Annotated in this window: 14 protein-coding genes and 1 pseudogene; 8 read left to right on the forward strand and 7 right to left on the reverse strand. The window is 66.6% G+C overall.

Annotated elements, in window-relative coordinates:
* The first annotated feature begins 75 nt into the window (after window positions 1-75).
* The 3 genes from pyrG to HALXA_RS14500 are packed head-to-tail and all read left to right on the forward strand — an operon-like array spanning window position 76 to window position 3,031.
* Complete coding sequence (gene pyrG / locus HALXA_RS14490; protein ID WP_013881130.1) at window positions 76-1,776, forward strand: glutamine hydrolyzing CTP synthase; 1,701 nt, start codon at window positions 76-78, stop codon at window positions 1,774-1,776.
* Window positions 1,776-2,693, forward strand: coding sequence for a glutamine-hydrolyzing GMP synthase (guaA, locus tag HALXA_RS14495; RefSeq protein ID WP_013881131.1), 918 nt, complete (start codon window positions 1,776-1,778; stop codon window positions 2,691-2,693). The genes pyrG and guaA overlap by 1 nt, the downstream gene beginning before the upstream one ends.
* Window positions 2,690-3,031, forward strand: a complete 342-nt coding sequence (locus HALXA_RS14500; RefSeq protein WP_013881132.1) for a DUF7126 family protein — start codon at window positions 2,690-2,692, stop codon at window positions 3,029-3,031. Before guaA ends, HALXA_RS14500 begins: the two co-directional genes overlap by 4 nt.
* A 421-nt stretch (window positions 3,032-3,452) precedes the next feature.
* Here the strand turns inward: HALXA_RS14500 and HALXA_RS14505 are convergent, their stop codons facing one another.
* Together HALXA_RS14505 and HALXA_RS14510 are read right to left on the reverse strand one after the other, a co-directional pair.
* Entirely contained in the window at window positions 3,453-4,169 is a 717-nt protein-coding gene (locus HALXA_RS14505) for a 5-formyltetrahydrofolate cyclo-ligase (protein ID WP_013881133.1), read from the reverse strand.
* A 66-nt stretch (window positions 4,170-4,235) separates the two neighbouring features.
* Complete coding sequence (locus tag HALXA_RS14510; protein ID WP_013881134.1) at window positions 4,236-4,847, reverse strand: MogA/MoaB family molybdenum cofactor biosynthesis protein; 612 nt, start codon at window positions 4,845-4,847, stop codon at window positions 4,236-4,238.
* Window positions 4,848-4,983: 136 nt separating this feature from the next.
* Here HALXA_RS14510 and HALXA_RS14515 point away from each other — a divergent pair, with 136 nt between their 5' ends.
* Together HALXA_RS14515 and HALXA_RS14520 are read left to right on the forward strand one after the other, a co-directional pair.
* Window positions 4,984-6,024, forward strand: a complete 1,041-nt coding sequence (locus tag HALXA_RS14515; RefSeq protein WP_013881135.1) for a zinc-binding dehydrogenase — start codon at window positions 4,984-4,986, stop codon at window positions 6,022-6,024.
* 217 nt (window positions 6,025-6,241) lie between these two features.
* Window positions 6,242-6,596 (forward strand): annotated as a pseudogene (locus HALXA_RS14520) (hypothetical protein).
* A 54-nt stretch (window positions 6,597-6,650) separates the two neighbouring features.
* On the opposite strand, the gene HALXA_RS14525 reads toward HALXA_RS14520, so the two are convergent.
* The 3 genes from HALXA_RS14525 to HALXA_RS14535 form a co-directional block, all read right to left on the reverse strand.
* Window positions 6,651-6,968, reverse strand: a complete 318-nt coding sequence (locus HALXA_RS14525) for a DUF7853 family protein (protein ID WP_013881136.1) — start codon at window positions 6,966-6,968, stop codon at window positions 6,651-6,653.
* 165 nt (window positions 6,969-7,133) lie between these two features.
* Entirely contained in the window at window positions 7,134-7,697 is a 564-nt protein-coding gene (locus tag HALXA_RS14530; protein ID WP_013881137.1) for an NUDIX hydrolase, read from the reverse strand.
* Window positions 7,698-7,781: 84 nt separating this feature from the next.
* Window positions 7,782-8,768: a diacylglycerol/lipid kinase family protein gene (locus HALXA_RS14535; RefSeq protein ID WP_013881138.1), complete on the reverse strand. Its 987-nt coding sequence runs from the start codon at window positions 8,766-8,768 to the stop codon at window positions 7,782-7,784.
* A 54-nt stretch (window positions 8,769-8,822) separates the two neighbouring features.
* On the opposite strand from HALXA_RS14535, the gene HALXA_RS22495 reads away from it, so the two are divergent.
* Window positions 8,823-9,548 carry a PHP domain-containing protein gene (locus HALXA_RS22495; RefSeq protein ID WP_013881139.1) on the forward strand — a complete coding sequence of 242 codons (726 nt, stop codon included), beginning with the start codon at window positions 8,823-8,825 and terminating at the stop codon, window positions 9,546-9,548.
* Between the two features lie 53 nt (window positions 9,549-9,601).
* Here HALXA_RS22495 and HALXA_RS14545 read toward each other — a convergent pair whose 3' ends face one another.
* Window positions 9,602-10,015 carry an Lrp/AsnC family transcriptional regulator gene (locus HALXA_RS14545; RefSeq protein WP_013881140.1) on the reverse strand — a complete coding sequence of 138 codons (414 nt, stop codon included), beginning with the start codon at window positions 10,013-10,015 and terminating at the stop codon, window positions 9,602-9,604.
* A gap of 102 nt (window positions 10,016-10,117) precedes the next feature.
* On the opposite strand from HALXA_RS14545, the gene carA reads away from it, so the two are divergent.
* Window positions 10,118-11,197 carry a glutamine-hydrolyzing carbamoyl-phosphate synthase small subunit gene (carA, locus tag HALXA_RS14550; RefSeq protein WP_013881141.1) on the forward strand — a complete coding sequence of 360 codons (1,080 nt, stop codon included), beginning with the start codon at window positions 10,118-10,120 and terminating at the stop codon, window positions 11,195-11,197.
* A gap of 165 nt (window positions 11,198-11,362) precedes the next feature.
* Entirely contained in the window at window positions 11,363-11,803 is a 441-nt protein-coding gene (locus HALXA_RS14555; RefSeq protein ID WP_013881142.1) for a DUF5518 domain-containing protein, read from the forward strand.
* A gap of 144 nt (window positions 11,804-11,947) precedes the next feature.
* Here HALXA_RS14555 and HALXA_RS14560 read toward each other — a convergent pair whose 3' ends face one another.
* A complete protein-coding gene (locus tag HALXA_RS14560) occupies window positions 11,948-12,994 on the reverse strand; it encodes a thioredoxin reductase (RefSeq protein ID WP_013881143.1) in 1,047 nt (348 codons plus the stop codon).
* Window position 12,995: the final 1 nt, after the last annotated feature.

Consider the following 12,995-nt stretch of genomic DNA (forward strand, 5'->3'; position numbering starts at 1 on the left):
GTCGTACCGTGCCAAGGGCTGTCGGAGGCGGTACGGTCCCGAAATCGTTTTCAATCGGTCGCGCGGACACTCGGTATGCCGACGGAATCGGACACTGATTATGACCCCACACTGGGGAACAAGTTCATCTTCGTCACCGGCGGCGTTATGTCGGGGCTCGGCAAGGGGATTACGGCCGCGAGCACCGGCCGGCTCCTGAAAAACGCCGGCTTCGACGTGACCGCCGTGAAGATCGATCCGTATCTGAACGTCGACGCGGGGACGATGAACCCCTACCAGCACGGGGAGGTGTACGTCCTCAAGGACGGCGGCGAGGTCGACCTCGACCTGGGGAACTACGAGCGGTTCCTCGACGTCGACATGACCTCGGACCACAACATCACCACGGGGAAAACGTACCAGCACGTCATCGAGAAGGAGCGTGCCGGCGACTACCTGGGCAAGACGGTCCAGATCATTCCCCACATCACCGACGACATCAAGCGCCGCATTCGCGAGGCGGCCGAAGGCACCGACGTCTGTATCGTCGAGGTCGGCGGCACCGTCGGTGACATCGAGGGGATGCCCTACCTCGAGGCGCTGCGCCAGTTCGCCCACGAGGAACCGGAGGAGAACGTCCTCTTTACGCACGTCACCCTCGTCCCGTACTCGAAGAACGGCGAGCAGAAGACCAAGCCCACCCAGCACTCGGTCAAGGAAGTGCGCTCGATCGGACTCCAGCCCGACATCATCGTCGGCCGCTGCGAGGACCGCCTCGAGCCCAAGACCAAGGAGAAGATCGCGCTGTTCTGCGACATTCCCACTGAAGCCGTCTTCTCCAACCCGGACGTCGAGGACGTCTACCACGTCCCGCTGATGGTCGAGGAAGAGGGGCTCGACCAGTACGTCCTGGAGCACTTCGGGCTGGCCGACGAGGCCCTGCCGGAAGGCGAGCGCGCCAACGAGTGGCGCGAGATCGTCACCACGGACCAGACCGACGAGATCGACATCGCGCTGGTCGGCAAGTACGACCTCGAGGACGCGTACATGTCGATCCACGAGTCGCTGAAACACGCCGGCTTCGAACTCGGCGTCGACGTCAACGTCCACTGGGTTCACGCCGACGGGATGGCCGACGCGTACGACGACCAACTCGAGGACGTCGACGGGATCATCGTCCCCGGCGGCTTCGGGATGCGCGGCACCGAGGGGAAGATCCGGGCGGTTCAGTACGCCCGCGAGAACGACGTGCCCTTCCTCGGGCTCTGTCTGGGCTTCCAGATGGCCGTCGTCGAGTACGCCCGCAACGTGCTGGGCCTCGAGGACGCCCACTCCGCGGAGATGGACGAGGAGACGCCCCATCCGGTCATCGACATCCTGCCCGAGCAGTACGAGGTCGAGGACATGGGCGGGACGATGCGGCTGGGCGAGCACACGACCGTCATCGAACCCGAGACGCTGGCCTACGAGCTGTACGGCGACACGTCCTGCTCGGAGCGTCACCGCCACCGCTACGAGGTCAACCCCGAGTACTTCGACCAGTTCGAGGACGAGCCGCTGACGTTCTCGGGCACCGCCGGCAACCGGATGGAGATCCTCGAGCACGAGGACCACCCGTTCTTCTTCGGGACGCAGTTCCACCCCGAGTACAAGTCCCGACCCGGCCAGCCGAGCCCGCCGTTCGTCGGCCTGGTCGAGTCCGTCCTCGAGCAGACCGGCGCCGGCGCCGACGCGGTCGAAACGGAGACCGCCGAGACCGACGCGGACACCGACGCCGAAACGGAGGTCACCCACTGATGGTAGACACAGACACGTTCGTTCCGGACGCAGTCGCAGAGATCGAAGACGAAATCGGCGACGAAAACGCCGTCATCGCCCTTTCGGGCGGAGTCGACTCCTCGGTCGCCGCCGCGCTGGCCTACGAGGCCATCGGCGACCGGCTGACACCGGTCTACGTCGACACCGGCCTCATGCGCAAGGGCGAGACCGACCAGATCCGCGAGACCTTCGACTACATGGAGTCGCTGCGGATCGTCGAGGCCCAGGACCGGTTCCTCGAGGCCTTAGAGGGCGTCACCGACCCCGAGGAGAAGCGAGAGATCATCGGCGAGCAGTTCATCCGCGAGTTCGAGCGCGAGGCCAAGGACGCCGACGCCGACTACCTCGTGCAGGGGACGATCTACCCCGACCGCATCGAGAGCGAGGGCGGGATCAAGTCCCACCACAACGTCGGCGGGCTCCCCGACGTCGTCGAGTTCGAGGGGATCGTCGAACCCGTCCGCGACCTCTACAAGGACGAGGTCCGCGAGGTCGCCCGCCACCTCGGCTTAGAGGAGATCGTCGCCGAGCGGATGCCGTTCCCCGGCCCCGGCCTCGCGGTTCGGGTGATCGGCGAGGTCACCGAGGAGAAACTCGAGGTCGCCCGCGAGGCCAACCACGTCGTCGAGGAGGAACTCGAGGAGTACGAGCCGTGGCAGGCCCTCGCGGCAGTGATCGGCAAGGCGACGGGCGTCAAGGGCGACAACCGCGTCCACGGCTGGGTCGTCTCCGTGCGCTCGGTCGAGTCCCGCGACGGGATGACCGCCCGCGCCCAGGAGATCGACTGGGAGACCCTCCAGCGCATCCAGTCCCGGATCACGGGGACCAACGAAAACGTCGCCCGCGTCGTCTACGACGTGACGCACAAACCGCCCGCGACGATCGAGTACGAATGAGCGAGGCGTCCAAAACTACGCGAGCGATCGTCGCCGGCCCCGACGCCGACGGCATCGGCGAGGCCCTCGAGAATGAGGGCGTCGCGGTCACGCGCCTCGAGGGTGTCATCTCGCGCCCGCAACTCGAGGAGGCGGGCATCGTCGACGCCGACCTGTACGTCCTGACCGACGTCGGGCAGGCGACGACGATTCCGATCGTCTGCGACCTCACCGACGACATTCGGACGGTCGTCTACACCGAGGATTCGATCCCGGAGTTCGTCAAGGCGCAACTCGATATCGCGGTCGACCCGAAGTTGCTCGCGCCGGCGATCGTCGCCGAGGAACTGCTCGGTTGAGCGTCGCACCGTCGGCCGCCGGCCGTTGGCCGTTCCCGACTGCCGTTTTTGCGTGCCCTAATTGTCAGTTGCAGTTAGATGCTAGCCATGAACGTTCTCGAGGACGATTTCGGCGGATTAAATCCGAGTTAAATTCGGGAGAATTCGGCGTAAGAAGGGTATACCGTCGCCCCCGTTCAAGTAGGTCCCACCCCTACGAACGGGTGGAGGTCGACGGGTCACTTCCACCGTAGGCACCCACGCCTGTTCCCGTGACTTCCAGCAATCCCACCACAGCACCCTTCCCCACCATTGCCGTACCGTTCCGACGCGGGCTGCTGCACCGGCCCGGGTCACTCCTTGCGGTTCTGGCATCCCGGGGCGCCACCGCGCCTCGGGCGATTTTACCTCTCGCGAGCGACGTCGCTCTCGAGGTACTTCCTCAGTCAGCCGATGGCTGGAGCCGCTCGAGGATCGGAATCTCCGCGAGTCGCTCCTCGCTCAACTCGTCCCACTCGAGAACCGTCGGTTTCGCGTTCTCCGTTGCACCCGTCTCGAGCGTCCGCTCGGGCGTGACGATCAAATCCATCGGCACGTCGTGTGACGAGAGCGGGACGGCCTCGTCGACGACCTGCAGTTCGTGGACCGTCGTCGCGGTGACCGTCGAATCGTCGACGAGGTCGAACTCGCCGAGGATCGCGAACTCGAGGTCGCTGTACCCCTCGCCCTTGCCGATCCGCGCACCGTCCTCGGTGACGGCGACGCTGCCGGAGACGATCAGATCGATCGGCTCGACGTCCTCCGGGTGGACCGGCACGCCGGCCTCCGAGGAGCCGCCGACCGTCGTCGCGTGATCGATGTCGTCGACGTCGTCGGGATCGAGTCGGAGGAAACACTGTTCGTCGCGAAGCCGCGGGACGGCCATGTAAACGGTCTTCCCCTGCCGGAGCGCGGCCCGCCGCACGGGCAACTGCGGCGCGTCAGGGTTGGCCTTGACGACGTCGGCCTCCTGCCAAGCGTCGGTCTCTTGGAGTCGGTCCGCCGCTTCGTCCGCGCCGGCGAAGTTCGGGATGCGTCCGTGGGGCGGGAACGGAAACCGCGCCTCGCCGCCGTCCTCGAGTTCGTCCCAGATGCGCTCGCGGAGCGCCTGCTTGTCCATACCGACCCTTGCGTCCGCTCCTACTAGTACCTCGAGGGACCGACTCCGTTCGGCGCCGGTACGTAGCTAGGAGCCGGCCGAGGGGCTGCCGTTACCGTTGCCGTTCTCGTCGGGTCCGTCGTCGTCCTCCGTCTCGTCATCCTCGACGCGCGCGAGGTCGACGAGATAGCCCGCTTCGGGGAGGATGATCTCCTCCGTCGCGAGTCGGGCCGCCTCGGCGTTCCCCGGGAGGCAGAACACGGGTTTCCCCTCGGCGACGCCGGCCAGCGTGCGCGCAGCGATAACGCGGGTGCCGACCTCCTCGTAGGCGAGCGAGGTGAACACCTCGCTGAAGGCGGTCAGTTCCTTGTCCAGCAGCGTCTCGACGGCCTCGATGACGACGTCGTCCGGTTCGACGCTCGTCCCGCCCGCCGTTACGACGAGGTCGACGTCGTCCCGTTCGATCATGCGCAGGATGGTCGACTGCACCCGGTCGTGGCTCGGGGCGATGTGCTCCCGCGTCGCGAGGTCGAAATCGGCTCCCTCGAGCGCCTCCTCGACCGCCGTTCCGGCCGGATCGTCGTCGAGCGACCGGTTCGCGGCGATCGTCACGATACTCGCACCGAGCGGTGACTCCTCGTCCTCGAGTGCCGCCTCGCTCGCGGACTCGGCGTCCGTCTCGGACTCGTGCTCGCTCATACCCCGCTTTCGGCGGCCGAGCGGAAAACGCTGCCCTCCCCGTCCCGTCGCTTCGGGCGACGGGAGGCCGTCCGGCGCAGCGGCGTCGAGTTCTCCTACCCACAATTATAAATGACAAATCCGTCTGCTACCGTGTATGCAGGCGGTAAAAATTACCGAACACGGCGATACCGATGTCATCGAGTACGGCGAGTATCCCGACCCCGAGGTCGGTCGCGACGAGGTGCTCGTCGACGTCAAAGCCGGCGCGCTCAACCACCTCGACGTCTGGGTCCGCCGCGGACTGCCGACGCTTTCCCTCGAGATGCCCCACGTGCCCGGCAGCGACGCGGCCGGCGTCGTCGAGGAGGTCGGCGCCGACGTCTCCCGGTTCGAGCCGGGCGACCGCGTCGCGGTCACCGCCGGCGTCAGCTGCGGCGAGTGCGAGTTCTGCCGTGACGGCGACCCCACCCTCTGCGTCAACTTCCACCTGCTGGGCGAGCACGTCACCGGGGTCCACTCCGAATACGCCGCCGTTTCCGAGGACAACCTGATCCCCGTTCCCGATGGCGTCGACTGGGTCACCGCCGGCGCGTCCTCGCTGGTCTTCCAGACCGCCTGGCGGATGCTGATCGACCGCGTCGATCTCGAGGCCGGCGAGTCGGTGCTGGTGCTGGGCGCCAGCGGCGGCGTCGGTCACGCGGCCCTCCAGATCGCCGACTACGCGGGGGCGGAGGTCTACGCCACCGGTAGCACCGACGAGAAACTCGAGTACGCCCGCGCGCACGGCGCGGACCACGTCGTCAACTACGAGGAGCGAAACTTCGCGGACTGGATCCGAGAGGAGACGGGCAAGCGCGGCGTCGACGTCGTCGTCGACTACATCGGCGCCGGCACCTGGCGCGATTCGATCAAGAGCCTGGCCAATAACGGGCGGTTGGTCACCTGCGGCGGCACCGCGGGCGGCAACCCCGAGACGGACATTCCGCGGATCTTCTGGAACCAGCTCCACATTATCGGGTCGACGATGGGCTCGCCGGGGCAGGTCGACGACGTGATGGAACTCGTCTGGGACGGCACCTTCGAGCCCGCGATCCGCGAGGTGCTCCCGATGAGCGAGACGGCCCGCGCCCACGAGATCATCGAGCAGCGCGAGGGCTTCGGCAAGGTCGTCGTGCGGCCGGACAGCGAACTGTAGGACGATCGGTACGTAGACGCCCTCGCGGAGATTCCGTTCAGTAGCGGCGGAAGCCGTGCCGCTGCGGTCAAGCGGCGAGTGCTGCACCCGCGAGTGACCAACGGGAGCGAGCGGCCTTTTTCATCGAAGTTTTTGCGCTGAGTGGTGAGCGAACCCGAAGTGGAAAAAGTTCGGATGGAACCGTGAGGACTTTCACCACGCCCCCGCAACTCCCGCTGTGACCTCGAGCGACGACGGCGGCTACGTGCACGATCCCGCGGCGTTCGACGAGGACGGCGAGCGCCGCGAGACCGCCGCCAGCGCGGATGCCGACGCCGCAGCGGCCGGCGAGCGCGCGACCGATTCCGACCGGGACGATTGGGTCGAAGACCATCCATCCCGGGCTGGTCGACCGCGAGTTCGACTGGCGCGGCTGGACCCTCGTCGGCGTCATCGTCTTCGCCTTCCTGATCGCGCCGGCCACGATCATCCTGCTACCGCCGGCGGACTACCTGTTCGCGCTGTTGATTCTGCCGCTCGCTCCGGCCGTTTTGCTCGCGCTGACGGCGGTCTGGGCGACGGTTCGTCCCTGACGGTACTGCTGCTGCTGACGCTGTTACGTCGCTGCTAAAAACGAGTCCGAGCTCTTACGCCCGGCTCTCGAGTACCGATTCGAGCTGGTCGATAGCGGTCGATCCGTGTTCGACGTCCTCGTCCGGCGCGTCAGCGCGGTCGAGGTAGTCGGTCAGTAGCTCCCGGAGCCGTCGCGCCTGGTAACCGGTGAGGGTCGCGGTTTCGCCCTCAGACTCGAGGGCATCGAATACGTCGATCGTCCAGGTCGGCGGCTCGTCGCCCTCGTCGATCAGTTCGTCGACGCGGGTCACGATGGCGTGGTGGGCGATCCATTGCTCGTCCGTTCCGAGCTCGACTTCGTGCGTCTCGGTTTCCGGTGATGGGGAACTCATTTCGTCACACGGACCGATTCCGTTGGTCCTCGCCCGACGCTACGAACGGGGGTGTAATAAGCCTTGTTGCTTGCTATCCAGTAACATGGCTAATGCAGTCGATCGGTTTCCGACCCGAGCAGTCGATCGCGCTGAAAACGGTGCGCAGTAGCGAAACGGTCGTCGTTACTCCCGAACGTCGCGCCGCATGGCGATTTCGAACCACGGGCAGAGTCGAAGCTGCCGGTACCACTCCGGATTCGAGTGCAGTCGCTCGTAGGGGACCCACATCAGCCCCGCGACCTCGTCCTCGTTGGGATCGAGGGTCCGGTCGTTCAGCGTCACTTTGAGGACGGCACAGACCTCGTGCTCGACGCCCTCGTTCTCGAAGTAGCGCTTGTACTCGAAGCGATCGGTCAGGCGCAGGTCGTCGTACTGGTCCGGTGTGATGCCCAGTTCCTCCTCGAGGCGCTGGCGGGTCGCTTCCTCCTGGCTCTGGCCCTCGACGGGGTGGGAGGCGACGGTGCCGTCCCAGTAGGTACACCAGAGGCGCTTGTCGGGCGCTCGCTGTGCGAGCAGGATGTTGCCCTCGCCGTCGAACACGAGCGACGTGAACGCGCGGTGCCGAATCCCGTCCCCGGTGTGGGCCTCGAGGCGGTTGACGAGTTCGATCTCGTTGTCGTCGGCGTCGACGGCGATCACGTCCTGTCCGGCGTTCTCGTGTTGCAGGTTGTCCTGCTGCGAACTCATACCTCCACAATTACGGTGACTCTTGAAACCAGTATCGTCTTCTCGCCGCCGCAGCGTCGAATTGTCCTCACCGTGGTGCCCCGTCTACGCGCGGAACGGCCACCGGCCGTCGTCGTTGTCGGGATCCGACTGATAACCGTCTCCGACCGCAACCGTCAGCGCGTTCGGGTCCGTCTCGAGGGTCAGGTGCTCCGTCTCGAGCATCTCGCCGTCGAGGCTGTACTCGACGGCTTCGTCCCGACTCTCGAGCGCCAGCGACGGGGTTCGCCGGCGGACGATACTCCCGCTGTCCCGGTCGAACAGCCCTTCCAGCGCCTCGAGGGCCGCCCCGCCCAGTAGCTCCGTCGCGGCGGCGTCCGCGACGATCGTCACCTCGAACAGGCCGTCCTCGACGTCGGCCTGCGCGGTCCGGGCGCCGGTAAAGCGCCGGCAGTTGCCGACGAGGACGAACAGCGCGTCGCCCTCCCACATCTGCGCCGCTTCGCCGTTCGGCCCCTCCGCCGTCTTCACCCGCAGCGGCAGCGCGTCGAACGAGCCGATCGTGTCGACGGTCTCCTTGACGTAGGCCAGCACCCCCAGCTCCGCCTTGCTCTCCGTCGAGGTCTCGCTGCTGGCTTCGGCGGTGACGCCGCCGACGCAGGAGTTGACGAACGCCCGCTCGTTCGCGATCCCGAGATCGATCTCTCGCCGTCGTCCCTCGTCGATGACCGCAAAGGAGTGCTCGAGGCCCTCGATGCCGATGTTCGATGCGAAGTTGTTCCCCGTTCCCGCGGGAACGACGCCGAGGGTCGTCGTCTCGAGTTCGTCGGCGGCCGCGATGCCGTTGGCGACCCCGTTGACGGTCCCGTCGCCGCCCGCCGCGGCGACGAGCGAGGCGTCCGGCGCGGCGTCCCGGGCGAACCGCTTCGCGTCGCCGGCCTCCTCGGTTCTTCGAATCTCGAAACCCCGGTTTGCGGCCAGTTCGACGACGTCGTCGACGTGATCGCCGCTGCCGCTGACGGGGTTGAGAACGAGGACGCGATCGCCGGTTCCGTCGCCGTCGTCGCGCATCCCCGCGTCGTCCGAGTCCATGGCCCCGTTTATGCCGGGCGTGCGCAAAAGGGGTTCCCCGGCGTATGCTTCGATATGCACACCGTCGCCGTCGATCTCCACGCGCACACGCGTTTCTTCCACGGTCGCCGCGAACTCGGCGATCGGTTCGACCCGCTCGGCGCTCGCCTGCTCGCCGAGGCCGCCGCGCGACGCGGCCTCGACGGGGTCGCAACGACGAACCACGACTACTACACCCCGCTCGAGCCCGCTGCGGATATCGAAACGCTCCCCGGCATCGAGATCACGACGGACCGCGGCCACGTCCTCGTCATCGGGCCGGACCCGCCGCGAGAGACGAAACCGGGCGCGCTGTCTCCAGAGGAAGCCGTCGCATTGGCCCACGACCGCGACTGCGCCGCGATCGTCGCCCACCCGTTCCGGAACAGTACGGTCCGGGAACTCGAGGACATCCCGTTCGACGCGATCGAGGTCAACGGCAAACATCCTCGCTCGCAGCCGCTGGTCGAAGAATTGGCTGCCGAGCGGGATCTACCGCTAGTCGGCGGCAGCGACGCCCACTACCCCTTCGAAGTCGGGCGCGCGTACACGGTCCTCGAGACCGACGCCGATCGGCTCACGCCGTCGGCGGTCGTCGACGCGATCCGCGACGGACGGGTCAGCGCCCGCGTCTCCCGGTCGCCGCTCGATCGGTTCCTCCGGCGCGGCTACCGGGCGATCCACAACCGAAAGGGCGTCATCGACGCGCTCGAACGGCCGACGCCGGGCGTCGGAAAACCGCCCGGCGAGGAGACGTCGTGAGGTACCGTCCGCGTTCGGCACCGCTCTCGATCCGGTCGAGCCTGCTCGAGGACTCAACCGAGCTGTTCCTCGAGGATCAGCCGCGTCTTCGTGCTCATGACCTCGTCCTGGTTGCGGGCTTTCGTGATGAGGTCGTTGACCCCGCGCGTGTCCGCGGCGTCGACGACGAGGACGATGTCCTGCTCGCCCGAGACCATCCAGACGAAGTCGATCTCGTCCCATTCGGCCATCCGGTCGGCGACGGCCTTCGTGTCGACGTCGACCTCGACGCTGATCTCGAGCATCGCCTGCACGTTGCCGGTGCGGGTCGAGATCGTGAACCGTTCGATGACGTCGTCGTCCATCATCCGCTCGACGCGGTTGCGGACGGTCCCCTCGCTCGTCCCGATCTCGTCGGCGATCTCGGTGTAGGGCGTCCGGGCGTCTCGCCGCAGGATATCGAGGATCTGTCGGTCCAGGTCGTCCATGGAGATGCGAGGCTACGCGGACCGGGGACTTACCGATTACGAATTTCGTAACTGAGCTTCGAAGACAACACTTATAGTCGTGGATTCAATACGTAGTTCGTAATGACAGAGGCCTACGTTGCACTGGAGGGTGGCCACGTAATCGAGGGACGTGGTCGCGCTCCGGGTACCGCTCGCGGCGAACTGGTTTTCACGACAGCCTATACCGGCTACGAGGAGAGTCTCACGGACCCCTCCTACGAGGAGCAGGTCCTGACCTTCTCGTACCCGCTGATCGGTAACTACGGCGTCCGAGAGGAGCGGTTCGAGGACGACCGCGTCCACCCGCGTGCGGTGCTGGCCAAGGAACTCACCGCGGACGTCGCCGAGTGGCTCGAGTCCGAGGGCGTTCCGGCGGTCGACCACCTCGACACCCGCGAGGTCGTCACCGACATCCGCGACGAGGGCGCGATGAAGTGCGGCATCGCCGTCGGCGAGGACGTCACCGAGGAAGACGCCCTCGAGCAACTCGAGCAGTGCAAGGCGATGAGCGAGCACACCGACATCGGCGCGCAGGTCAGCGTCGACGAGGTCGAGGTCTACGGCGAAGACAACAACGGCGAGACCGTCGCGCTGGTCGACTGCGGCGCGAAGGACTCGATCGTCGACTCGCTGCTGGCCCGCGACGCCGAGGTTCACGTCCTCCCCTACGATGCGAGCGTTGCCGACGTCGAGGCCGTCGACCCGGACGTCCTGTTCATCTCGAACGGTCCCGGGGACCCCGCGAACTACGAACAGGCGATCAGCCTCGTCGAGGAATTCGTCGAGGACACGCCCGTCGCCGGCATCTGCCTCGGCCAGCAGATCGTCGCCGAGGCGCTCGGCGGCACCACCGAGAAGATGACCTTCGGCCACCGCGGCGTCAACCAGCCCGTCCTCGACCTCGAGTCGGGTCAGGTCGTCATGACCACGCAGAACCACGGCTACACCGTCGCCGATCCGGGCGAGCACCTCGAGGTCACCCAGATCAACGTCAACGACGACACGCCGGAGGGCATCGACGGCATCGAGTACGACGTCATCACCCGCCAGTACCACCCCGAGGCCAACCCCGGCCCCGAGGACACCCTCGACTTCTTCGACAGCGTCCTCGAGATGGCCGACGAGCGAGCGACGACGCAGGCCGTTCCCGCGGACGACTGAGCCGCGACGTGTTCTAACGCAGTTTTCTGCAGTTTCACTCGTTTTGATCGCGTCGCAGTCGGCGCAGTCCGAACACGCAGCGCCGACTGCCCGTCGATAGTCGACGAGACGGGACGGGAACGCACCACCCGAACAACTATAGTATCAGTAACACTATCGTCGAACGTGTTCCGGCTCCGCTACTGGCGCTCCCTTCTGGCCGACGATAGCTGGCGGTACGCGCTCGTCGGCGGACTGCTGGCGCTTCCGTTCGCGGCCCGTTCGTACTGGCGGACGGGAACGACCCTCGAGCTCGAGGCGATATTCGTTGCCGGGCTGCTCGTCGGCTATTTCTTCCGAGGGACGGCAGACGAGGTTTCCCGGGTCGGCTCCCGAACCGGGTTCGTCGGCGCGTTGCCGGTGCTGCTGTGGATGGTGTCCGACGTGGTGTACTTTCTCTTCGAGACCGAGTCGTCGTACACTCTATTCGCGCCGATCGTCGGCGGGGTTCTGTTGGTCACGATCGGCAGTCTCTTCGCGGCCCTCGTCGGCGCAATCGGCGCCCGGATCGGCGACTGGCTGAGCGGAAAAACCGGTTTCGATCGAGCGACAGCCGCCGCACAGTAGGCCGCCGCGGTGCGCGCTCGCTCGAAGTCGATCCGCCGCCGATCGACCAGCGTGGACGCTTTGGAGATTGATTCGATCTCCCTATCGCTTTCGAACTACGAGGAGAGGATAGTACCAGCCTGGTTTCTACGATCGCTGTCCCGACTAGCCGTCCGACGGCGAGTCCTCGAGTTCCCTTGCTCGCTCGAGGATAGCCTCGTCGTCGACGGCCTCGAGGATGATCTCGTCCTCGAGGGCTGCGGCGAGACGCCGTTGCCCGCGTTCGGCTCGCTGGGCGGCAACGTCCGGCTCGACGTAGTCGCTGCCGTACTCGTCGGCGTAGGTTTCGGCGAGCCGGCGGACCGTAATCGGATCGTAATCGTCGGGCGCGCTCTCCTCGAACAGTTCGACCCAGCGTTCGGGGTCGACCCACTCCTCGCGGCGGTTTTCGACCTTGCGCCGCCAGTCGTAGTGGCCCGCGTATTTGCCCCAGAAGCCCGCCTCCTCTCGCAGTTCGCGAATCAGCGTTCGGGCGACCGTTGCACCGTGGCCCGCCGCGATGATCGCCTGATCGCCGCTCCCGGCCAGCGGCCCGGCGACGTAGAGCCCGTCGACGGGCGTGGTGCCGTCGTCGTCCGGGTAGTCGCGGTCGAACCGCTCAGCGGTTCCGCCGTCGTGTTCCTGGGTGACGAACATCGATTCGTCGTCGTCCAGCCCGCGCAGGTAGGAGCCGTCGTACTTCGAGGCGGCGACGACGAACCGCGCTGTGACGGACTCGCCCTCCTGGGGCTCGAGCCGGAAGCCTTCGCCGTCCTCGAGCCTCGAAACTGACTCCACGAGGTCGTTTCGAAGCTGACAGCCGGCTTGCTCGGCGTGGTCCTGCGCGAGTTCGAGGAACGTCTCGATCTCGATTCCACAGGGGAAGCCGAGATAGTTCTCGAGGGACGCACAGCGGCGCAGCGAGGACGGGCCGCGGTCGAAAATGATCGTCTCGAGGCCGTATCGTGCGGTGAAGACGCCGGCGGCGCAGCCGGCGGGACCGCCGCCGATGACGGCGACAGCAAAGTCGACGTCGACGTTGACGTCACCGTCGGCCGCAGCACCGCCGTTCTCGAGAGCGGCGGTATCGGTCTCCGCAGGTGCCTCGGCGGTCTCGTCGCCGCCTCCGTCCGCGTCGGCCGCACGGCCGTCGTCGGTCCCGCCCTCGGTCATC

This window comes from Halopiger xanaduensis SH-6 (assembly GCF_000217715.1).
In the GTDB taxonomy this organism is placed as follows: Archaea; Halobacteriota; Halobacteria; order Halobacteriales; family Natrialbaceae; genus Halopiger; species Halopiger xanaduensis.